The organism is Paenibacillus sp. LRG-1, from assembly GCF_057220305.1.
On the sequence record NZ_CM170126.1, the window covers coordinates 5772789 to 5796029 of the forward strand.

At 48.1% G+C, this 23241-nt stretch carries 15 protein-coding genes and 1 pseudogene; 5 read left to right on the forward strand and 11 right to left on the reverse strand.

Annotated features, from left to right (window positions below; all coding sequences use genetic code 11):
* Positions 1 to 86: 86 nt before the first annotated feature.
* Positions 87 to 794: an SDR family oxidoreductase gene (locus tag ACUUJN_RS25630; protein WP_076264557.1), complete on the reverse strand. Its 708-nt coding sequence runs from the start codon at positions 792 to 794 to the stop codon at positions 87 to 89.
* A gap of 59 nt (positions 795 to 853) precedes the next feature.
* A complete protein-coding gene (locus ACUUJN_RS25635) occupies positions 854 to 1798 on the reverse strand; it encodes an AraC family transcriptional regulator (protein WP_023990939.1) in 945 nt (314 codons plus the stop codon).
* Between the two features lie 166 nt (positions 1799 to 1964).
* Between ACUUJN_RS25635 and ACUUJN_RS25640 the strand changes: the two genes are divergently transcribed.
* The 3 genes from ACUUJN_RS25640 to ACUUJN_RS25650 all read left to right on the forward strand — a co-directional run bounded on the left by ACUUJN_RS25640 (position 1965) and on the right by ACUUJN_RS25650 (position 10280).
* The gene (locus ACUUJN_RS25640) at positions 1965 to 4163 is read left to right on the forward strand and encodes a glycoside hydrolase family 52 protein (RefSeq protein ID WP_484669070.1); all 2199 of its coding nucleotides are present in this window, start codon (positions 1965 to 1967) and stop codon (positions 4161 to 4163) included.
* 35 nt (positions 4164 to 4198) lie between these two features.
* On the forward strand, positions 4199 to 6367 hold the full coding sequence (locus ACUUJN_RS25645; protein WP_484669071.1) for an alpha-glucuronidase family glycosyl hydrolase: 2169 nt from the start codon (positions 4199 to 4201) through the stop codon (positions 6365 to 6367).
* Between the two features lie 319 nt (positions 6368 to 6686).
* Positions 6687 to 10280 (forward strand): family 14 glycosylhydrolase, encoded by a 3594-nt coding sequence (locus ACUUJN_RS25650; protein ID WP_484669072.1) that lies wholly within the window; start codon positions 6687 to 6689, stop codon positions 10278 to 10280.
* A gap of 180 nt (positions 10281 to 10460) precedes the next feature.
* On the opposite strand, the gene ACUUJN_RS25655 is transcribed toward ACUUJN_RS25650, so the two are convergent.
* From ACUUJN_RS25655 to ACUUJN_RS25690, 8 genes are all read right to left on the reverse strand, one after another.
* Positions 10461 to 10574: a putative holin-like toxin gene (locus ACUUJN_RS25655; protein ID WP_010347020.1), complete on the reverse strand. Its 114-nt coding sequence runs from the start codon at positions 10572 to 10574 to the stop codon at positions 10461 to 10463.
* Positions 10575 to 10737: 163 nt separating this feature from the next.
* Positions 10738 to 11475, reverse strand: coding sequence for an ABC transporter permease (locus ACUUJN_RS25660; RefSeq protein ID WP_023990943.1), 738 nt, complete (start codon positions 11473 to 11475; stop codon positions 10738 to 10740).
* Between the two features lie 28 nt (positions 11476 to 11503).
* Positions 11504 to 12223, reverse strand: coding sequence for an ABC transporter permease (locus ACUUJN_RS25665; RefSeq protein WP_484669073.1), 720 nt, complete (start codon positions 12221 to 12223; stop codon positions 11504 to 11506).
* Positions 12207 to 13136 carry an ABC transporter ATP-binding protein gene (locus tag ACUUJN_RS25670; RefSeq protein WP_484669074.1) on the reverse strand — a complete coding sequence of 310 codons (930 nt, stop codon included), beginning with the start codon at positions 13134 to 13136 and terminating at the stop codon, positions 12207 to 12209. The genes ACUUJN_RS25665 and ACUUJN_RS25670 overlap by 17 nt, the downstream gene beginning before the upstream one ends.
* A 174-nt stretch (positions 13137 to 13310) precedes the next feature.
* Entirely contained in the window at positions 13311 to 14339 is a 1029-nt protein-coding gene (locus ACUUJN_RS25675; RefSeq protein ID WP_484669075.1) for an NADH:flavin oxidoreductase/NADH oxidase, read from the reverse strand.
* A gap of 318 nt (positions 14340 to 14657) precedes the next feature.
* Positions 14658 to 15962, reverse strand: coding sequence for an ABC transporter substrate-binding protein (locus ACUUJN_RS25680; RefSeq protein ID WP_028540854.1), 1305 nt, complete (start codon positions 15960 to 15962; stop codon positions 14658 to 14660).
* Positions 15963 to 16068: 106 nt separating this feature from the next.
* Positions 16069 to 17715 (reverse strand): response regulator transcription factor, encoded by a 1647-nt coding sequence (locus ACUUJN_RS25685; protein ID WP_264454395.1) that lies wholly within the window; start codon positions 17713 to 17715, stop codon positions 16069 to 16071.
* Positions 17708 to 19567, reverse strand: a complete 1860-nt coding sequence (locus ACUUJN_RS25690) for a cache domain-containing sensor histidine kinase (RefSeq protein WP_484669076.1) — start codon at positions 19565 to 19567, stop codon at positions 17708 to 17710. Before ACUUJN_RS25690 ends, ACUUJN_RS25685 begins: the two co-directional genes overlap by 8 nt.
* A 122-nt stretch (positions 19568 to 19689) precedes the next feature.
* Between ACUUJN_RS25690 and ACUUJN_RS25695 the strand changes: the two genes are divergently transcribed.
* Together ACUUJN_RS25695 and ACUUJN_RS25700 are read left to right on the forward strand one after the other, a co-directional pair.
* Positions 19690 to 20586: a carbohydrate ABC transporter permease gene (locus ACUUJN_RS25695; RefSeq protein WP_013312582.1), complete on the forward strand. Its 897-nt coding sequence runs from the start codon at positions 19690 to 19692 to the stop codon at positions 20584 to 20586.
* Positions 20586 to 21416 carry a carbohydrate ABC transporter permease gene (locus tag ACUUJN_RS25700; protein ID WP_013312583.1) on the forward strand — a complete coding sequence of 277 codons (831 nt, stop codon included), beginning with the start codon at positions 20586 to 20588 and terminating at the stop codon, positions 21414 to 21416. The genes ACUUJN_RS25695 and ACUUJN_RS25700 overlap by 1 nt, the downstream gene beginning before the upstream one ends.
* Positions 21417 to 21518: 102 nt before the next feature.
* On the opposite strand, the pseudogene ACUUJN_RS25705 reads toward ACUUJN_RS25700, so the two are convergent.
* Positions 21519 to 23207: pseudogene (locus tag ACUUJN_RS25705) on the reverse strand (methyl-accepting chemotaxis protein).
* Positions 23208 to 23241: the final 34 nt, after the last annotated feature.

Genomic DNA, 23241 nt, shown 5'->3' on the forward strand with positions numbered 1-23241 from the left:
CAAACCTGTTATCATAAAAAACCGGTTCAACACTTTGTATGGTGTTGAACCGGTTTTTGTTTAAAAATTGATTCCTGCCTGTCGGATTAGATCAGCGTATAACCGCCATCTGGGAACAGCACGCTTCCGGTGGTAAACTTGTTCGTCATCAGATACAACACAGTATGTGCGATTTCCTCATTATACCCCACTCGACGGAGCAAGGTTACTTCCTTGTATTCCTCAAAAGCCTGCGCCCGCTGCTCACCCTCAGGGCCGTCTCTCCAAATCGTGCCGGGGGATACGACATTAACCCGTACGGGGGCCAATTCTACTGCCAACGCCTTGCCCAAACTTTCGATCGCGCCGTTAGCCGCTCCATATGTAGCACCAAATCCCATCGGTCGTTGACTGAAGGCCCCGGACATGAGGACGATCGAGCCGTCCTTGGAGATATGTGGTACCGCATGCTTGGCAGCAAAATATTGCGGCCAGAATTTCCCTTCGAACGGGGTTCTTGCCTTTTCCGTGTCTATCGTGATCGGACCACGCGTGTAGCTGGCACCCGGTGTAAACAGATGGTCGAATGCTCCGACTTTTTCAAAAAACGCCTGAACCTCTTCCTCTATCTGATTATTCAGTTGGAAGGTTTCCACCGATTCGGCAGGGATGACCTTCTTCGCCTGCTCCAGCTTTTCTGCGGAACGCCCAGCGATCACAATGCTTGCCCCTTGCTTTGCTGCTTCTATGGCTGTTGCCAGCCCTATACCTGCACTGCCGCCAATCACGACGACACGTTGATTATGTAAATTCATATTATTCTCAGCTCCTTTATGAGGATTATATCATAACTATTTTAAAGGCATACTTATTTTTATTCGAATGGGCTTTCCTGCACCGTGCTTTTGCGATAGGATGTCGGCGATTGGCCCGACCAGCGCTTGAACTGTCTGCTAAAATGCGCAATATCCCCATAGCCGAGCATATCGGCAATTTGTTGCACCGACCATTGCGGATCAGCCAACAGCAACTTGGCCTCATGCAGCACAAGCCCGGATAGATATACACGGGGAGATACGCCAAAAACGCTACGGAATACACGATTACAATGGGACACACTAATACCTAGCTCGGATGAAATCCCCTCGATCCCATCCTGCTTTTCCACCGAGCCGGCCTGTCCATAAGGCTGATTCACTCTGCCCTGAAGACGACTGGCAATCTGATGGGCAAGCTCTGCCTGCACATATCCACGCCCCGGCAGATGGGCCGCTTCACTGGATACAGCCTCCCATAACGTTGCGAACAGTTCAAACACAGCAGATTGAATCCGCATTCGCTTTGCCACCGAATCACTACCTACTCCTATATCTTCCGGCGCTGAAAGATCGAGCAACTTGCCCAGCGCTGGTCCCATCTGCCCTGCCACTGTTCCTTCAGCTGGAAACAGCACCTGCTCCAGACGACTCAGAAGCGAGAGAAACAGCTTATCATCAATATCGAAATGCATACAAAAATACGTAAATCCCTCTCCGTTACTATGGCTGGAGTGGACAATCCCCGGTCGCAGCAGCACCAGATCACCCTGTCGCTGGGTATAGCTGCGACCATCCACAACCATGATCTGTTCTCCTGCAAGCACGATGTTAATCTCATATTGAGGATGCTCGTGTAGCGGATAGCTCCACTCTCTTCCGACACTTCGTGTATGAATAGCAAACAAATTGACTGTGGTTCGCACATCGGGAAAAAAGAATTCCTCTCTGGCAACTGTAAGGTCTGGATGATGGGGGCGCTTCGGTAAACGTGATGTCGACATGTTTTCCCTCCTGGCTTACTTGCATGGATATACTCCAGTATATCGCTTTCAGCGCGATTTGGATAAATAGTTGAGCGATTTGACAATGGTTCCCCACCACATGACATGCTAGGCTCTAAGTGAAGTTACTCAAAGTTAAACTTTATCATGAAAGGGGTTTCATTATATGTCGAAAAATATATTTTATAACACACAGCATGCACCTATCGGTTCTTTTTCCAGCTTTACACTTGGGTTTAAGGGTAATCGCGGCGGACTTGGTTTGGAGCTGGGCAAGCCTGCCGATGAAAATGTATATATCGGGCTGCAATCCAGAGATGGCGGAGTATACGAGGCGCTTCCCTTTTTTGCATCCACACAGGATGAAAGTGCCCGCTACGACGTGGAGAAAAAGGGTAAACGAACGGAACCGCAGCTTATGGCCTTTGCCGATTCAGACATTACCCGTGAGCTAAAAGCAGGAACGGATACATGGCAGGCTGGCGATTTGACGTTCCGGCTGTACTCTCCTGTTCGCCCAGTGCCCGAGCCGGGAACCGCGGGTATGGATGAGCTGCGGGCAGCGTTGGTCCCGGCGGTATTCGCCGAGCTAACCGTCGATAACACACTGGGGACTGCAGCGCGAAGAGCTTTTTTCGGATATCAGGGCAGTGATCCGTATAGCGGCATACGCATTATAGGAGAAGATCCGCGTAGGGACGTTACGGATTCTACCCAATTAGAGGAAAGACTCACAGGCATCGGCCAAGGACGCAGCACAGCCATTGTGACCAACAGCAGTGAAGCGGTACCTGCCAGCGGATTTGCAATGGAGAAGCTGCTTGGGGAGACCATGGCCGAGAATTTATCCTTTGGCCTGGGCGCGACGGGTGCGCTTCTGATGGACGTTCCCGCAGGTGAGAAGCGCACATATGCTTTCGCCATATGCTTCTATCGCGGCGGCATTGTGACAACAGGCATCGAAGCGTCGTATTACTATACCCAGCTGTTCAAGGATATTGAAGACGTGGGAAGCTATGCGTTGAAGCATTTTTCAAACCTGACCGCAGCCTGTGTTCAGGCTAATCGCTGGATGGAGTCGGCCGACTTGAGCCCGGACCAGGAATTTATGCTCGCTCAGGCGATCCACAGCTACTATGGCAGCACCCAACTGCTTAGTCACCAAGCGGATGGAGAACCGATCTGGGTTGTGAACGAAGGCGAGTATCGGATGATGAATACACTCGATTTGACGGCAGATCAGCTCTACTATGAATTGATTTTAAATCCATGGACGGTACGCAACGAGCTGGAGTGGTTTGTCCAAAGGTACAGCTATCGGGATGAGGTACGCTTTCCGGGAGAGGAACATACCTATACCGGTGGTATCACGTTTACGCATGATATGGGCGTGGCAAACGTGTTCTCCCGGCAGGGGTACTCCTGTTATGAGCTGGCTGGGATTGACGACTGCTTCTCTTACATGAGCCATGAGGAACTGGTGAACTGGCTTTGCTGCGCCACGGTATATATCGAGCAGACACAGGATCAGTCATTTACGACACGTATGCTGCCTGTCTTGTGTGACTGCTTCGAAAGCATGCTGCGGCGGGATCACCCCGACCCGGCACAACGAAACGGCTTGATGGGCTTGGACAGCTCTAGAACCCGGGGAGGCGCGGAAATTACGACCTACGACAGTCTGGACGTATCTCTGGGTCAGTCTCGCAACAACATTTATCTAGGCAGCAAATGCTGGGCAGTATATGTTGCACTGGAAAAGATATTTGCCTCAAAAGGGCTTAACTCCCTCTCACAGGAGGCTGGCTTACAGGCGGACAAATGCGCAGCAGCGATCACAGCACATATGACAGACAAAGGCTATATTCCTGCAGTTATCAAGGAAGGTAATGATTCGCAGATTATTCCTGCCATTGAGGGGCTGATCTTCCCTTACTTTACAGGATGTGAGGCTGCGCTTAAGCCTGATGGACGGTTCGGTGGATATATCCAAGCACTGTGGCGTCATTTGGAAACTGTACTGGTACCAGGAGTTTGTCTGTTTGAAGACGGAGGCTGGAAGCTGTCCTCGACCAGTAACAACTCCTGGCTGAGCAAAATCTATCTGTCACAGTTTATTGCCCGCGAGCTGCTGGAGCTGCCTTGGGAAGAAGCTGGGCAGGCCGCAGACGCTGCCCATGCCTCATGGCTCCTTCACCCTGAAGAATCCTATTGGTGCTGGAGCGATCAGATACTCTCCGGTATTGCTCACGGCAGTAAATATTATCCGCGCGGAGTTACCGCTATTTTGTGGCTGTATGAAGGCAAGGGCAACCGTCTGACTCTCCCTGAGCATATGAGTCAGGATCAGGAACAGCATGTCTGAGGATCATCTTCACCTGCCCAAAAGGAGGCTCCAATATGAGCAAGCTTATGGATATGCCAAAAGAGAGCGGCTATGCGGCTTGGCTGCATTACCGCCGCAATAGTAAGGTAGAAAAGCTGCCCGCTTGGTGCAGGGTCATCGTGGTCCATGGGACAGATGAAGTGCTTCAATCGGCTGCGAGTGAGCTTCAGCACGGATTGACCTCTATGTTTGGACAGCAGCCGAAGATCAGCGCCGTTCCTGTGAATACGCCATTCATTGCGCTGGGTACGTTCCCAGCGCATCCTTTGGTCGCAGAACGATTCAGCGCAAAAGAACAGGCAGAAGTGAGCGCAGAAGGCTACCGAATTCGCGGGATAGAGATGCCAGATCCGGCATATTCAGCTTCGCACGGTAACGATGATATCAAGGGACAGTACGTTACAATCGCGGGGCAGACCTCCAAAGGCGTATTGTACGGAGTCTTTCATCTGCTGCGCTACCTGCAGGGGGGACTAGACGGGAAGTTGAAGCCCACCATCGAATCATTGCACGTCCCCATTCTAGACCAATTATCCAACCCTGCTAATCCCATCCGCATGATCAATCACTGGGATAACATGGATGGTAGTATTGAACGCGGGTATGCGGGTGGCTCTATTTTCTACGATAATAATGCCTTTACTACAAATATGGAGCGCCTGCGAGACTATGCCCGTCTACTCGCTTCTGTAGGCATTCAAGCACTATCCATTAACAACGTGAATGTCCATCAGGTAGAGACCGAGCTGATTACAGATAAATTCCTACCGGATGTGGCTAAAGTAGCTGCGGTATTTCGCGCCTATGGCATACAGATCTACTTGAGCATTAACTATGCCAGTCCTATTCAGCTCGGTGGGTTAACCACCGCCGATCCCCTGGAACCAGCTGTAGCTGAATGGTGGCAGACCAAAGCCCAGGAAGTTTACGCCGCCGTTCCTGATCTGGGTGGTTTTGTGGTCAAAGCCGATTCCGAAAATCGGCCTGGACCGTTCAGCTACGGGCGCCATCACGCCGATGGAGCCAATATGCTGGCAGATGCGTTGCAGCCCTATGGCGGACGTGTGATTTGGCGCTGCTTTGTCTACAACTGCAAGCAGGACTGGCGCGATCGCAAGACGGATCGGGCCTGCGCAGCCTTTGACCATTTTAAACCGCTGGATGGATTATTTCGGGAAAATGTCATTTTACAGATCAAAAATGGTCCCATGGATTTTCAGGTGCGGGAGCCTGTCTCCCCCCTGTTCGGTGCGCTGGAATCCACTCAGATACTGCTGGAATTTCAAATTGCGCAAGAGTACACCGGGCAACAGAAACATCTATGTTACCTTGTTCCCCAATGGAAGGAAGTATTGGATTTTGACACCTACGCCCAAGGAAAAGGCTCCACCATCAAGCGTATCGTGAGTGGCGCTCTGCATTCTCCCAAGCATACCAACTATGGAATAGCCGCTGTATCCAATATTGGTGCAGACACCAATTGGACCGGACATTTGCTCGCCCAGTCCAATCTTTATGGCTATGGTCGGCTGGCATGGGACCCGGATCTGTCCGCAGACGAAATCGCTGATGAGTGGGTTCGGCTGACGTTTGGCAGACAAGGGAATAGCGACGGCGGCACAGATTTAATTTCTACCCTTAAGCAGATGCTGCTCGATTCATGGAATGTCTACGAATCCTACACCGCCCCTCTCGGGGTCGGCTGGATGGTCAGTCCCGATCACCACTATGGGCCGGATGTAGACGGGTACGAATATTCCATGTGGGGCACCTACCATTTTGCTGATTGCAGGGGGATCGGGGTAGATCGCACGACCGCAACCGGAACGGGCTATGCAGGACAATATTTTTCTCCCAATACTGATATCTACGAATCTACGGACACCTGCCCGGATGAGCTGCTCTTATTCTTTCACCATGTTCCTTATACACACTTGCTCCACTCCGGCCAAACTGTCATACAGCACATTTATGATACCCATTTTGAAGGTGCAGAACGTGCGGCCCATCTCCGAGACACATGGGTTAGTCTACGAGGGCAACTGAATGCTGCCATGTATGAACAGGTGCTGGAGCGGCTGGAGCATCAGGCAGAGCATGCCAAAGAATGGCGGGATCGGATCAATACGTATTTCTACCGTAAAAGCGGCATTTCCGACCAGAAGGATCGCCCTATTTATTAAGTAAGCAACTATTAAACAAGCTGCCTCGGCAATACTTTCATACAGACTGGAACAAGGCTTTTATACGCTTAGGTTCACTTTCTCCTATACTGGCATTGGCTCGCACATCACTAAAAGGCATGCGTCTTACTCAGACCTATGCCTTATTTTTTTGTCTGAATACTTTTAAGCACACGGTTGCTTACGTAAAATGTCATATTTGTCCACCCTGAGTGTGCAATAAATTCTTCTTTTTATGCAACCGCTTGCTTTATACTATTTTTGTAGACGTTTACAAAATGTTGTCGAATTAGACTATGCTTTGGGGAGGATGATCGGTTTGACCTTGTATCGAAGTCTATGGAAAAAAGGGTGCCTGATGCTATTAAGCATTGTGCTATCTCTGACCGCCTTTATTGGCTCACCCTCCAATACGGCAAGCGCAGCGGTTGCTGATGATTTTCAGGCTTCTGTCATGGGGCCGCTGGCGAAAATTAATGACTGGGGTGCCTTCAAAAAGCAACTGCAAACGCTGAAAAGTAACGGTGTGTATGCTATTACCACCGACGTCTGGTGGGGCCATGTGGAGAGCGCAGGAGATAACCAGTTCGATTGGAGCTACTACAAGACCTATGCAGATGCCGTAAAAGAAGTGGGATTGAAGTGGGTTCCTATTATCTCTACGCATAAGTGTGGGGGAAATGTGGGGGATGATTGCAACATCCCGCTACCAAGCTGGCTGTCTAGCAAGGGCAGTGCAGATGAAATGCAGTTCAAGGACGAAAGCGGTTTTGCCAATAACGAAGCCCTCTCTCCATTATGGAGCGGGACTGGTAAACAATATGATGAGCTGTATGCCTCATTTGCTCAAACCTTTGCTAGCTACAAAAGCATCATTCCCAAAATTTATTTAAGCGGTGGGCCCTCTGGAGAATTGCGATATCCTTCATACTATCCGGCAGCGGGATGGAGTTATCCTGCACGGGGCAAATTCCAAGCCTACACTGAAACAGCCAAAAATGCGTTCCGCACGGCCATGAATGAAAAGTATGGATCAATGGACAAGATTAATGCAGCCTGGGGTACCAAGCTGAGCAGCCTTGGCCAAATCAATCCACCGACCGACGGGGACGGATTTTACACGAACGGCGGGTATACTTCCACGTATGGGAAGGATTTTCTGTCGTGGTACCAAAGCGTGCTTGAGAAGCATCTGGGCGTCATCGGAGCTGCTGCACACAAAAACTTCGATTCCGTGTTCGGTGTCCGTATCGGAGCCAAGATTTCCGGTCTGCACTGGCAGATGAACAATCCTGCCATGCCTCACAGCACAGAGCAAGCAGGTGGATATTATGATTACAACCGTCTCATCGAGAAGTTCAAAGATGCGGATCTGGATTTGACCTTTACTGCTCTGGAGATGAACGACAGTGGTACAGCACCGAATTATTCCTTGCCGTCCACATTAGTAGATACTGTCTCCTCGATCGCTAATGCCAAGGGTGTTCGCCTAAATGGTGAAAATGCACTCCCAACAGGCGGTAGCGGCTTTCAAAAAATCGAAGAAAAAATCACAAAGTTCGGTTATCACGGCTTTACACTTTTACGCCTCAACAATCTCGTCAACAACGACGGCTCACCAACCGGTGAAATGAGTGGATTCAAACAGTATATCGTAAACAAGGCCAAGCCCGGCGATAACGGTGGCGGTACAGGCAACAAAGTAACTATATACTACAAAAAAGGCTTCAACTCACCTTACATTCACTACCGTCCGGCTGGGGGAAGCTGGACTGCTGCGCCTGGTGTGAAAATGCAGGATGCCGAGATTAGCGGCTATGCCAAAATTACCGTCGATATCGGGTCTGCCTCCCAATTGGAAGCCGCTTTTAATGACGGCAATAACAGCTGGGACAGCAACAACACCAAAAACTACTCCTTCAGCACGGGCACTTCTACTTACACGCCCGGTAACAGCGGCAATGCGGGAACGATCACATCAGGCGCTCCATCGGGCACGGTTCCCGGGGATGGCGGCGGTACAACTAATAAGGTAACGGTATACTACAAAAAAGGCTTTAACTCGCCTTACATTCACTACCGCCCGGCTGGCGGAAACTGGACTGCCGTACCCGGTGTGAAAATGCAGGATGCCGAGATTAGCGGCTATGCTAAAATTACCGTCGATATCGGGTCTGCCTCCCAACTGGAAGCCGCTTTTAATGACGGCAATAACAGCTGGGACAGCAATAACACGAAGAACTACCTTTTCAGCGCGGGAACTTCTACCTACACGCCCGGCTCTAACGGAGCCGCAGGAACTATCCGAACGGGGGCACCTTCGGGGAGCATCCTCAGCGTAGGGACTTCCACCTACACAACCAACCTTAACGAAGTTGCAGGACCTATCCAAACAGTGGAACTTTCGGGTGCATCCTTAAACGTAGGCACTTCTACGTACGTACCCAACCCTAACGGAGTTGAAGTAACTATTCAAACGGGGGCGCCTTCGGGCGCCTTCACTCCTATAGATCTAGGTACCCTCTCCAAGCCCACTCCCCTCAACACAGACTGGAGCAAACAGAGCATTTATTTTATCATGACAGACCGATTTAGCAACGGAGATCCATCCAACGATAATTACGGTGGCTTCAATTCCCACAACAACGATCAGCGCAAGTGGCATGGTGGCGATTTTCAAGGTATTATTAACCAACTCGACTACATTAAAAATATGGGGTTTACCGCCATCTGGATTACTCCGGTAACGATGCAAAAGAGCGAATACGCTTACCACGGCTATCATACGTATGATTTTTATGCGGTAGACGGGCATCTTGGTACCATGGACAAGTTCAAAGAGCTGGTTGGTAAGGCACACGACAAAAATATCGCTGTGATGCTGGACGTAGTTCCCAATCACACTGGCGATTTTCAACCTGGGAACGGCATCGCCAAGGCTCCTTTTGACAAAGCGGACTGGTATCATCACAATGGCGACATCACAGGAGCAGACTACAACTCAAACAATCAGTGGAAAATCGAAAACGGTGACGTTGCCGGATTGGACGACCTGAATCAGGACAACCCAGATACAGCGAATGAACTCAAAAACTGGATCAAATGGCTGCTGAACGAGTCGGGGGTCGACGGACTGCGGGTGGACACTGTGAAGCATGTACCCAAAGGGTTTTTGAAGGATTTTGACCAGGCCGCCAATACCTTCACTCTCGGTGAAATTTACAGTGGCGATCCTGCTTATGTGGGTGATTACACCCGGTATCTCGATGCCGCACTGGATTTTCCGATGTATTATACAATCAAGGATGTGTTTGGACACGATCAATCTATGAGGAAAATCAAGGAACGCTACTCAGATGATCGTCACTATCGCGATGCCCAGACCAACGGCGTATTTATCGACAATCATGATGTAAAACGTTTCCTGAATGACGCCTCTGGCAAGCCGGGTGCTAACTATGACAAATGGCCTCAGCTCAAGGCCGCCTTGGGCTTTACTTTGACCTCACGCGGGATTCCTATCATCTATCAAGGCACCGAGCAAGGCTTTAGTGGCGGAGATGATCCTGCCAACCGGGAAAACGTTGTGTTTAACGCCAATCATGATCTGTATCAGTACATCGCTAAGCTGAACCGTGTGCGCAACAGCCACCCTGCCCTGCAAAACGGGAGCCAAAAGGAAAAGTGGGTAGACGACTCCTTTTATAGCTTCCAGCGCTCAAAAAATGGAGACGAGGCCATCGTACTTATCAACAACTCCTGGAGCAGTCAAACCCGCACGATTGGCAACTTCGACAATCTGTCCAACGGCACTCGCCTGACCAACCAATTAAGCAACGACTCCATTCAGATCAACAACGGTTCGATCACCGTGACCCTCGCTCCAAAGGAAGTTAAAGTTTTCACCAAGTAACAGCCGCATTCAGTTACATTGATTATTCAGATGTGCTAAAATGAGTTATAGAAGGATATACTAAAAAAGAGTAGGGATGCTGGTAACATCCCTACTCTTGGCAACAGCCGCTTTGAAGAGCGGTCGGCTGTTCAAAGGCGATCTACAGAAATAGACCGTTTCCCCCTTGAGCAGGGCGGTCTATTTCTTTTTGTTTTGGTTCAACGCAATAACAATCGTAACGATTAATCCGATCAACGCTACTAATAGCGTGCCGAACATCATCATTAATGTCAGAGCATCCTTAACCTCCACAGGCATCACCTCCCTTCCGGGAGACTTAGCCGACCGCCCACCTAAGCCATTCTGTTGTTACTGGAATTATAGCACGTAAATCCGTCCTTTAGCGACAACATTTTACAGCTTCATTCAACCAACCTTATGCGGACTACCATCCTTGTTTTTCTGCTTGCACATTCTACTTTTTCTCTATATGAGTATAACTTCTCAACGCCAAAAAAAGACCCAGCACAAAAATGAAGCAAATACTGATGACCCCTCCAGGAACATACGTGAATGTTCTGCCCATTTGTCCATGGGGAGAAAACAATAACGGCACTGTCCATGGATAAAAGGTATTCCCCGGTGTATTAACCAAAACAAAATTTAAGCACATAACCGTACACATCCCAATAATGGCGGGTACAAATTTTTTCCAACGAATAGCGAAGAACGTGATGATCGGGATGAGCATAGCGTGCATAAGAATCATTTTAGCAAATACCCCAAGCTGATACATAACGATTTCAAAGGTTAGCGGTCTGATTGTAATAAACGTACCCAATACTGTAGATAGCACAAATGCCATCAGTAGGCTAACAGCGATGTACATATAAATAACGAGTAGTTTGCTGAAGTAAATACGAGTCCGGCGAATCGGGTTTGTAAACAGTGCAATATGGGTCTTCTCCTGATACTCTCTTGCATAGATATAGCAGGTCAAAATATAGTAGCTCATATAACCGGTCAGAAAATTAATAAGAATAACAACACTCATAAAGTAGTCATTCCAACCATCACGATCTATGGAATACTTGGAACTACCCGCGTAACTATAAAATTCTAAAACAATGGTTAATACTAAAATCATTACACTCAACCAAAGAATTTTAGTTCCTTTCAGCTTCAAGCACTCTGCTTTAAACAGGTCAAGCATAGTAACCCTCCTCTCAAAAACTCTCCATTTAGTCTTTTCTTTGATATGTCCATATGGATAAAGACAATCCAAGAAGAAAGATCACGGATAAGCTGAGCCATGCTATTGAAACATTGGTAGGTATAGTCGCATTTCTTTCATTAGGAGATAAGAGATAGGGTACAATCCAAGGGTACCATTCACTTTTATATATAAAATTCAAAAATATAGCAGTACAAACTACGAGTACAACCACCATGATGCTCTTCCAGCGTATAGCAAAAAAAGAGGCGATTGGGATTAACATCGCATGCATCACACACATTTTAGCAAACACTTGGATTTGGTATACCCAGATAGCCATCGTTAAAGGTCGATCTGTAATAGACATGCCTAATAAGGCAGACAAAAACAGAACGAGAAATAAGGATACAATAATAAATCCATAAATAATGATCAATTTACTAAAATAAAATTTAACCCTGGTGACAGGCGTGGTAAACATAAATAGATGCGTGTTTTCCTGATACTCTCTTGCAAAAATATGACCGGTTAATATGTAGTAACTGATAAATCCGGCTGCAACATTGACGAAGAGAACTATGCCCTCGAAATAGTAAGTCCAACCCCGTTTATCAATTGAATATCTGTAAAAAATAGCGCTCGTCGCAAATTCCAACAGCACAACAGCCAGCAATATAATATAACTCAACAAGAAGGCTTTAGAGCCTTTAAGTTTGATAAGTTCTGCTCTAATCACGTTGCCCATCCTCTCCTGAAATGAGAGTCAGAAAGTACTCCTCTAGCGTCTGTTTTGAGGTGTGTATCTCATAGACTGAAAACTGATGATCTATTAACTGTTTATTTAACGTGGCTGTATTTTCGATCGGACTATGAATTCTTAGTTCTTGTGGGGATATCACATTAGATTGAAGCTGCTGTCCCATGTGCTCTTGCAGAAACGTTTGTACTGCTTTTGCATCGTGTACTTTTATGTCTGTGTATTGTTCAAATTCTTCCTCCAACTGACTCAAACGATCTTCTGTTAACAGCTTTCCATTATGTATAATCCCGATGTGTGTAGCTAACTGCTGAATTTCGCTCAAGATATGACTGGAAATAAGAATGGTTTTCCCATTCTCCTCACACAACCGCTTCAATAGCTGACGAATTTCCTTAATTCCAGATGGGTCCAGTCCGTTCGTCGGCTCATCCAATATGAGCAACTCAGGGTCATGAACAAGCGCCCTCGCAATCCCTAATCTTTGCTTCATTCCTAGGGAAAAATCCTTAAACTTTTTTTTCCCGGTATGCTCTAATCCTACCGTGGTTAGGGTACGTTCTATCCTTCCGTTGTCCTGTACCCCCATATACATACAGCAAATTCTTAGATTGTCGCGTGCGCTCAAATTTTCGTATAAACCAGGCGTTTCGATAATTGTACCTATTTTCGAGAAAATAGAAGGATAGTTTTTCTCCAGCCGCTCGCCAAATAAAAAAACCTCCCCACTTGTAGGCTCAATTAGCCTCATTAGCATGCGGATAGTGGTTGTCTTACCAGCTCCATTTTCACCGAGGAAACCGTAGATACTGCCACGCTCCACATGTAAGGATATGTCGTCTACGGCTACAGCCCCCCCAAACTGTTTGCGGAGCTTTTTCGTTTCGATAATATATTCCACTTTCAAACCTCCTAATCACTAAATAATACAAGTATACAAAATATAACCACTACCACGTGTAAGATTGCTTACACTGTACCATCTGTCCATAAAACAAAACAGGCACCTGACGAAGCGTACACTTCGTTGCAGGTGCCTTGTTTATATATAAACAACGTGGGGATTACTTAGGCCTCAGTAGCCACGTTGATATTGTTCAGGTATGGAAGGCTTCTCGCCGTGCAGCGTCACTGCTGCATGAATCGCCCAATATGGATCGCGTAGCAATCCGCGTCCCACAGCGACCAGATCGGCATCCTCGTTGCCGATAACGGACTGCGCCAAGGCTGGGTCATCCAGTGCGCCGACAGCGATCACCGGGATGTTCAGTGCCTCGCGGATTTGGCGTGCGAACGGCACTTGATAGCCCGGATAGTTGCCCGGCTTCCTGGTGCCTGCAGGTCCTTCCCCGCCCGTGCTAACATGGATCACGTCTACGCCTGCAGCCTGATATGCACGGCTCAGCTCAATGGCATGATCCACATCGTACCCACCGTCTACGTATTCCACTGCGCTGATGCGTAAGATTAACGGCATACCCGCAGGCATTCCCTTGCGTACAGCCTGAATGACTTCAACGCCGAAACGGGATAGCTCCTGACCATACACGTCGTCTCGCTTGTTCGTAACTGGCGAATGGAATTGGTGAATCAAGTAACCATGTGCCCCGTGCAGTTCAATCGTATCCACGCCCGCTTGAACTGCACGCCGGGTAGCGTCTGCGAATTTCTGCACCATGCCACGGACTTCCTCCGTCGTAAGCGCGCGTGGCTGTTTATAATTCGCATCCGGGTATGCAATGGCCGAAGGAGCAACTGGCTCAGCTGCATCCTCAGCTTTACGGCCCGCGTGAGCAATCTGGATGCCTACCTTGGACCCGTGCGCATGAATGCCATCAACCAGCTTCTTATAAGCTGGGACATGCTCGTCTGACCAAAGACCCAGATCATAATCTGTAATCCGTCCATCTGGTTCCACGTCTGTCATTTCTATAATAATCAGGCCCGTACCTCCAATAGCCCGACTCAGGTAATGAACATGATGCCAATCATTCGGAATCCCGTCCTTGGCTGTCACCGAGTATTGGCACATCGGGGGCATCACCACACGATTCTTTAATTCCAAATCTTTCAGTGTATACGGTGTAAACAACGAATTCGTCAAAACGTTCATCTCCTTTTTACCTTTACCACATCAATGAAAATGCGTTCCAAATTACACGGTCTATTATAAACATGATCGGCATAGTCCAAACGGAATAAAGAGATTCCCTCCAACGGGGGATCTCTCACATTTGCAACTTGCAGTCATTATGTATGTCGTATGTTGTAGATATATTGCACACAACCTATTATCCACAACTCAATAACTTTTTGCAAGTAAATATTTAAATATTATTAAATATTTTTTTGTCTACGCACTCTCGGCCTCCTAGCTATAACACAAAAAGACGCCCTTACGGACGCCTCTGCGGAACCAATCTTATTGTGCTGAACCTAATTGCACCCATGCCTTCTCGATCTCTGCAACCGCCTGATCCTTGTTCATGTTACCGCTGATATATGCTTGCATCAGCTCGCCAAATTTTTGGTGGAACGTATCCAGCGAGTAGTTAACAGACAGATCACCGGACTTCGACGTTTTCAAGATGCTTTCCATTTCCTTAGGCATTTCCAGATCAGGAAGCGGTGCATCCTTAATTGGAGGAATCACCTTCGCTACCTGGGAGAACCAGTTCTTGCCGTATTCCGAAGTGTACAGCCAGTTGAAAAATTCTATCGTTTCCTTCGATACTTCGGAATCCTTGTTGATACGCAGCGCCTGATCTGCACCGGTAATGATGACCGATTGATCAGCTTTGTCACTCACCGGATATCCCATGATGCCAATCTTAAGATCAGGATTAATTTTCTTGATTGCTTCCTCATCCCATGCACCTTTACCCGTCATAAACGCAGCTTTTCCGGATGCAAAATCACTTACTTCCGCATTGCTGTCCCGTTCCAGCGGCTTATCTGTGCCATGTTTCACCGTCAAATCAATGAAGTTAAAGAAGTTGTTGTACAGCACTGGGTAGTCCTTGATTTTTGCTTTGCCTGCGATAAAATCGCTAACGAGTTGCTTCGGTTCCACGCCCGCATCCTGCGCAGCAGCATCTACATAGTGTTGGAAGATATGCTTCCATACCCACCACTCTTTATATGCATTGGCAAATGGAGTAATGCCCTTCGCCTCTAGCTTGGTGACCGCATCCTGCATTTCTGCAATCGTCTTCGGCGGGGAGGTTACCCCAGCCTTGGTAAGCAAATCCTTATTGTAAATCAGCGTAAACAGGTTCCCCTTCACCGGGAATCCTAGCACTTTACCGTCACTGGAACTCATATTCGCTCGAACAGCATCCGTCATGGCTGCTGCCAGTGGCTCATTGGTCAGATCGGCGCTATAATCCGCATACGTGTCGATGTCGCCTCCTGCCGTCGTTTGGAATACATCCGGTGTACTACCTGAGGCAATTTTCGACTTCAGAATCGTGTTGTAGTCTGCCTGCATGATCTCCAGATTAATCTTCACGTTAGGTTTGACCTTCTTATACTCCTCGATATACGCGTTAAAAGCATCGGTATACTCCGGTGAGGCTGTGAACATATTTATTGTAACCGTTTTCAAATCTTCTTTGCCGCCAGCACTTTCTTTCGACGCATCCGTACCGCCGCTGCTTCCACATCCGCTCAACAAACCGACCGTCAAAAGCAAACTGCCGGATAACGCCATCATCTTCTTTAACATGGATACTCCCCCATTTGTTTGTGATCAACGTCCATGCGCTCATTCTAAAAAATATACTCCAATTTAAAAAGGCAGATTAGTGAAGCGTTAAGGGTAAAAAAGTGGTTTATTGCAGGCTTACGCGATACTCAGACGGTGACACCTGATAATAATTACGAAAAGCCTTACTGAAATAATTTTTATCTTTGTAGCCAAGCATATCCGAGATTTCCTGTATTTTCAGGCTAGAATCACCCAGTAGCTCCTTCGCCTTGTCCATTCTAACCTTCTGCACATATTCGTGAATACCGTAACCAAACTGCTGCTTGAACAGCTTCATCAGGTATTCCCGACTCAAAAAATAGGTTTCGGCAAAAAACGAAATTTTGATATCCTCAAAATAATAACGATCGATGTGCCTTTTGATGTCCGTTATGTCAAAGGGCTGGTTCCCCGCTTGAGCATGTTGGACCCCAGCAATGTAAAGCTCCAGCATTCGATTCAATCTCTGACCGTAGTGGACAAAGCTCGTAAAATCAGCAGACAAATCGCTTTCCCCCACTTGCTCCAGATCTTCCAAAGCTCCATCTTGATTCAACGCTGACGTAGACGCACCCAACTCAATCGCAGCTTCTCTCAGTAAAAAATGGAACTCCTTCATCATTCGATCCGCATCCTGTAAACGGAAAATAGGGCCTGATGCCAATTGTTTCAGCAGATCGCCCAGCAGTACCTTTGCCCGGTTTGCCTGACCTGTCTGAGCATCCTTTTGGATCGACAACAGTCGCTCCGTCCATGACATTTCCTCTAACGTACCCATTTGCCGTGGCACTGTATGAAGAATGGATTCCCCTTCCAGCTTTAACACATCCGTGCTGTGAATGAGCGTCTTGGCATCCATATAAGCAGACGCTAGCTCCAATACATCTGTGCAGAGCTTACCCAATCCGGCAACTACCACCATGCTGAACAGCCCATGCAGGTTGGCCACCGCCTTCTGTGTCACTTGTGCCAATAGTAAGGCCATATGTTCTTCTTGTCCTGGGGCCAGGGTACAGATCGAAACGACCTCACGCTCCCGTCGCGGATGGGAGAAGCTAAAACAACTCAACCGTTCATCTGACGTCTGAGCTAACACATTGGTCACGGCAAAATCCATCAGATCGGCATCGCCATGAAAACGCGTCCTGCGAATCTCATCCCTGTTCAGCAGCCGCAGCACGATCACCCCAAAGCGATTCCCCTTCTGATCCGCTCCGATCAATGGGAGCAACGCCGTATTGGCCTGCCTTTTAAAGCTACCGTCCAAAATGGACAAATATAGCTTCTCTTTCAGCTTCGGCAGTGACATATTCAGCGTAATGTTCTGGCTAATGAACTTGTTTTTGCTTTGCTCTCGACTTTCCAGAATGTCCACTGCTTTGCGCAGTGCCTGGTTCAGATCCTGACGATTGATAGGTTTGAGCAGATAGTCCACCACCCGGGATTGTATCGCCTGCCGTGTAAATTCAAAGTCGTTGTAGCCGCTAATGACAATCGTCAGCAGATGGGGATATGCCTTTTCGATCGCGCGAAGAAATTCGATACCGTTCAGCTCAGGCATTTTCATATCGACCATCACCACATCTATATGGTGCTGACCCAACAGCTCCAGTCCCAACCTTCCATTCGTCGCCTCATAAATATGTTCGATGCCCAGACGGTCCCAGTCCCCGATAATACGAATGGCTTCGCGCAACGGCTCTTCATCGTCAATAATCAATACGTTATACATGACTACTTCCTCCCCGGGGAATTTGCATTCTCATTTCCGTTCCCGTTTCATCCGTAAGTATGAATAATCCTGCCTGATCTCCGTACAAAAGCTTCAGCCGTGTGTTCAGATTTTTCAAACCAATATGCTCGCTCTCCCGTTCTTCCCATTTTTCATGGAATGAATCCAGCACCATTCCCAGCTTGTCCTCTGAAATTCCAGGTCCGTTGTCCCTGACTGCAATTGTGGCATTTGTAGAACTCGATTCGGCTGAAATGACGATCAGAATATCGCTTGATACTTTTTCCAACGCATGCTTGATAGCGTTTTCCACCAACGTCTGCACAGATAATCTCGGGATCGGCAACTCCATCAGCGTTTCCTCCCATACCACTTCGACCCGCAGTCTCGCCCCGAACCTTGCTTTTTGCAGACCTATATACCGTTCAATGTGCTTGAGCTCTTCGCGGGCAACTACGATATCCTTGCCGTTGATGGAATACCGCAACGTTTGGGCCAATGCATCCACCATATCCGCCATGTCGAACATCTCCCGCTTTAATGCCTGTGTGGATATGGCTTGCAGGGCATTGTACAGAAAATGAGGATTAATTTCAGCCTCCAACGCCTTGAGTATGGCATTCTTTTCGACCAGCTTCATGCGATAGCGCTCATTAATAAGTTCCTCGGTTCTTTGGACCATTTCGTTAAAATGCAGCGACAAATATGCAATCTCGTCATGTCCCTTCACAGGAGCTGTTGCTCCAAAATCTCCGGTGCTAAACCGCTTCATCTGGGTGGACAGCTTATGTAAAGGTCGGGTAATGGCGTTCGAGGTCAGTGTCACTAATATAATAGACACACCTAAAAATAAAGCCCCGATGGCATAGCTCCAATTCCGTGTTGTCGTAGCTGCTTCATAAATCTGGCGGTATGGGATGGGCTTGATGAGCTGCCACCCATCTTTTTCACCAGCATCATAGACGACCAAATACTCCTGATTGCCACTGCTATCTGACCACGTTACTCGCCCGCTTCCTCCCTTGCCGATCTGTGCCAACACTCCGGAATCACGCATCCGCTCATATAGCGGAAAGCTATTCACATAAAAGGGAACCCCTTTAGGGCTCATTAGCATCAATTGGTCCCCTTTGCCCAGTGGGATGTTCTGCATGATTTCATCCACGGCGCTCGTATTGTAATAAAAGGACAGCACCGCCTGCGGGTGACGGGATGCAATCGACCTCAGCACTCGATGGTATGCCATAAAGCTGGCTTGTGGCGCCACATAGCCCATATCAGAACGGGACCCTACAAAGGATTGAAATGATTCGTTCGTGGTACTAGCCATCGCCTCTTTATACCAAGGAAGCTTGGGAATATCCGTGTTTATTCCTTTGCGCACCGTAATGTTGTACGTCTCCCTGGTAACCACATAGTATTGATGTCGGTCCGCCACGTACAGATAGATCGCTTCCAGATCATTACGTGAATAAAACATGCTGCGCAAGTAATCTTCAATGACCATTCGCGAAGCATAGTCCCGGTTCTCATTGGCAATCGCGTTCATGATATCGTTATAACGTAGCTGTGGAAGAGCCAACTGCTGCATTCCCTCCAAGTAATCCTCCAAATTCTGATTGACCAGCAGCAGATTATTGGTCGTGCTGGCGATGCTATGGTTAACCGACTCCTTTTCAATCATCTGATAGGAAATAATTGTAAGTGAGCCCACCACCAGAATAATCACCGAGGTAAAAAGAAGAATGAGTTTGTTCACTAATTTTTGCGTGATCCTCCTCCACATGGAGCGAAGAATCGTTCCTACGCGCTCTGACATCATGATAACCGCCCCTTTTGAAAGCGTACACATTTTTACCCTCAACTGTTTTCTTAAATCCATTGGTCCGGCCCTAGGGGCTATCCTATACTTTCATTATATCTTAAACAGCTTGGAGCGAAAGAGCGGAAAATGTTGAGAAAAAGAGGTGCGTTATGCTGAAAAAAAGGGGAACCTGGGGCGACAAGGGTAGTAAACTGGAATTCGGTTTATTCACACTGCCCGTAATCTTGTGCATTACGATTGCATTTTATATTCCGTTTTTGATGACGATACGCTATTCCCTGACCAAGTGGAACGGCATATCCAAACATCCGAAATTTGTAGGTTTGGATAACTTCAAGCAAATCCTGCTTGGGGACGCCAATTTTGCACATGCAGCCTGGTTTACCGTCAAGTATGCCATCCTGTACATTGTATTGGTGAATGTGCTGGCCATTTTGCTGGCGCTCGTTCTCGATATGAAGCTGAAAAGCTCGGCTTGGCTGCGGGCGGCCTTCTTTATCCCGTATATCCTCAGTCTCGTGATTGTCGGCTTTATATGGAAATTCATCTTCATGCAAGGCTTTGAGTCACTGGGACACAGTACAGGCTGGGGTATCTTCCAGCTGAGCTGGCTGGGTGAGGAAGGGCTCGCGTTTGTTTCCATTTTGGCGGTATCAATCTGGCAATCCATTGGCTTTTACATGGTCATTTATATTGCAGGCTTACAATCTGTGCCAGAGGATCTAAAAGAAGCTGCCATTGTTGATGGCGCGGGGCCGATTCGGAGATTTTTCAGTATTATTCTACCGATGCTCGCACCTTCCATTACGATCTCAGTCTTCATGGCACTGACCAACTCGATCAAAGTGTTTGACGTCATTTTATCTCTGACCGGCGGTGGGCCGGGAGGTACAACATACAGCATTGCGTATGATATCTACCGGGACACGTTCCAGAACAATCTGTATGGCTACGGAACAGCCAAAGCATTGATTTTATTCGTTGCAGTCCTGATCATTACGATTATTCAATTGTCTATTTTTAAACGCAGGGAGGTTGAAGCCTGATGCAACGCAGCCGTACGGGACGTATTTTGCTAGAAGCGGGCATGATTGTATTATCACTGTTATTTTTGTACCCGCTGTTTCTCGCCATTAACAATTCGTTCAAAAGCTTCGCTGAGGTCATGACCGACGTCATTGCGCTGCCCAAGCAGCTTTCGCTGGATAATTACGTATATGTATGGAAATTCATTGACTATCCACGCCTATTTCTCAATAACACCATTATTACTGTGGTTGGCCTGGCAGGTATCGTGCTGATATCTTCCATCGCGGCCTACAAGCTGGCAAGAACCAAAAGCAAATGGAGCTCCGTGATTTACATGCTGTGCATTATGCCGATGCTGATCCCGTTTCAGTCCATCATGCTCACTGTCTTGCGACTGGCGAAAGACTTAAATCTGGCAGACAGCACTTGGGGACTTGGCTTGCTGTATTGGGGCTTCGGCGCACCGCTGGCAGTGTTTATCTATCACGGCTTCGTGAAAGGTATTCCGGCTGAGATTGACGAAAGCGCCAAAATCGATGGAGCCTCGGGCTTCCGGCTTTTCTTTTCCGTGATTTTCCCCTTGCTGAAATCAGTCACCGCCACCATTGTCATTATCGACGTGATGTGGATTTGGAACGATTTTCTGCTTCCGCTTCTCATGGTTAATGGCTCACCCAGCACCAAAACGCTGACGCTGGCCGCCTACACCTTCGTCGGACAGTATACGTCAGACTGGCAATATGCCATGACCGCGATGGTAATGGCTGTGCTTCCTTCCATTATCGTATTTATTTTTCTGCAAAAATACATTGTTAAAGGCGTCGTCGCTGGAGCCGTCAAAGGCTGAGTCGAGGATTCGAAGCCAGATGCAAAAAAGAGGACTTGCGTGTTGTTCGCGCAAGTCCTCTTGTCTTCGTGATATCCATCATAGGCTTCTGTACAGTATTCATTAAGCCTTAAACTGGCCTAGCGCTTTTAGCATCTCTTCCATAGCAAGCTGTAGGTCAGCAGAGCAGGTATTTAGACGGTTAATCTCTTCCATCTGGTCAGAGGCTGCAACCGATACTTCCTGTGAGCCGCCGCTCGTCCTGCGGGCGATGACAATAATTTCAGTAGCAGAAGCGGTAACTTCCTGCACACCTGCTGACATTTGTTCTGCGGTTGCTGCCATGCTTTCGATCCGTTCCGCAATGTGAGTGCTTCTTTCTACGATATGTTCGAAGCTGTCATGTGTCTTGTTCATCATCCGCAGCCCGCTGTCCACATGCGTTACCACATGTCCAATCGCTTCTGCCGAGCGCTGTACATCTCCATCAATGTTTTGGATAAGCTGCGCCACTTGGCGGGAGGCTATTCCCGATTGATCTGCTAGCTTCCGCACCTCGGATGCTACAACCTCGAATCATCGTCCCTGCTCACCTGCGCGAGCAGCTTCAATAGAGGCATTCAGCGCCAGCAGTCCCGTCTGTTCAGATATTTCCTGAATAACCCGCATGATTCCGGTGATTTCACCTGATTGACGGTGAAGCGCTTGAATCAGAGCCTCCGTATGCTGGATGGACGAATGCAGCTCCCCCATCTGTTCCACCGTGAGGCGCGCCGTTTCCGCTCCTGCCTCCGCCTGCTGCTTGGAGTAGATAGCAGCTTCCGCAATCTCAGAAGCATTTTCCGCGACATTCTGAATGCCCTGAGCCATCTCTTCCATCGCCGTCTGATTTTCCAACACGCTTCGGGTCTGCGCTCCGGCTCCGTCTGCAACCTGCCGGATGGTGTCTGCAATCCTATTGGCCTGCCTGGTCGATGCTTCAGCAATGACAGCAAGCCGCCCCGTTGAATCGGCTACCGCTCCACAAGCATGCATGCCCTCGGAAATCAAAATGCTCAAATTTTCTCGCATTTCATTATAGTTGACACTCAGCCGCCCAAGCTCATCTCCACTCCGGTCAAGCAGGACAGAAGTAAAATCTCCCTGACCTGCCTTGGCGAGCGCTTGGCCTACACGGCTCAGTCTGCGGTTTACCCTGCTCATGTACCAGAGAATCACGGTTAGCGATATCGCAATAGCAATCACAATCACAATCATAAACTGGCGGATAAACCCGCTAATGATCCCGTCAATGATCGATTGCGATGCACCTACATACAGAATGCCAATCACAGCACCGTCCGCACTGCGGATGGGTGTGTACGCAGCTTGATACGTTTTGCCAACTACTACCGCTTGACCATAATAGGGCTGACCCTGCTTTAAGACAACGGTAGCCACCTTCTCCGATACTTTCGTGCCTACAGCGCGTTCGCCCTCCAGCATGACATTCGTCGCTACCCGTTGCTCCCCTTGAAAGAAAGTCACTGTATCGCCTGTTGCCTCGCCAATTTCATCGACGATTTCCTCATTATTGTTAATCCGTTGGCTCCCCTTATATAATTGCCCGTCCTTGATCTTCCATGCCCCGCTATATTTGTAGTCCACCAGGCGGGTTGCCATATTCAAGTCATTTTTAGCCTTTTCGGTAGCAAAAGCCTCAATACCCTCCTGCATTCGGCTAGTAGCCACATAAGCGATCACGACAGACAACACTATCAAAATGCCGATCACCATACCACTAATTTTTGTGCCTATTCCTATTGTCCGCATGTATTGGATACGTCCTCTCTAATCTGACGCCATG

Coding starts and splice junctions, on each gene's coding strand:
- ACUUJN_RS25690 (WP_484669076.1), bottom strand. CDS start 19,567: ATGTGTACGCTTTCAAAAGGGGCGGTTATCATGATGTCAGAGCGCGTA.
- ACUUJN_RS25645 (WP_484669071.1), top strand. CDS start 4,199: ATGAGCAAGCTTATGGATATGCCAAAAGAGAGCGGCTATGCGGCTTGG.
- ACUUJN_RS25685 (WP_264454395.1), bottom strand. CDS start 17,715: ATGTATAACGTATTGATTATTGACGATGAAGAGCCGTTGCGCGAAGCC.
- ACUUJN_RS25665 (WP_484669073.1), bottom strand. CDS start 12,223: ATGGGCAACGTGATTAGAGCAGAACTTATCAAACTTAAAGGCTCTAAA.
- ACUUJN_RS25680 (WP_028540854.1), bottom strand. CDS start 15,962: ATGTTAAAGAAGATGATGGCGTTATCCGGCAGTTTGCTTTTGACGGTC.
- ACUUJN_RS25660 (WP_023990943.1), bottom strand. CDS start 11,475: ATGCTTGACCTGTTTAAAGCAGAGTGCTTGAAGCTGAAAGGAACTAAA.
- ACUUJN_RS25630 (WP_076264557.1), bottom strand. CDS start 794: ATGAATTTACATAATCAACGTGTCGTCGTGATTGGCGGCAGTGCAGGT.
- ACUUJN_RS25700 (WP_013312583.1), top strand. CDS start 20,586: ATGCAACGCAGCCGTACGGGACGTATTTTGCTAGAAGCGGGCATGATT.
- ACUUJN_RS25640 (WP_484669070.1), top strand. CDS start 1,965: ATGTCGAAAAATATATTTTATAACACACAGCATGCACCTATCGGTTCT.
- ACUUJN_RS25635 (WP_023990939.1), bottom strand. CDS start 1,798: ATGTCGACATCACGTTTACCGAAGCGCCCCCATCATCCAGACCTTACA.
- ACUUJN_RS25695 (WP_013312582.1), top strand. CDS start 19,690: ATGCTGAAAAAAAGGGGAACCTGGGGCGACAAGGGTAGTAAACTGGAA.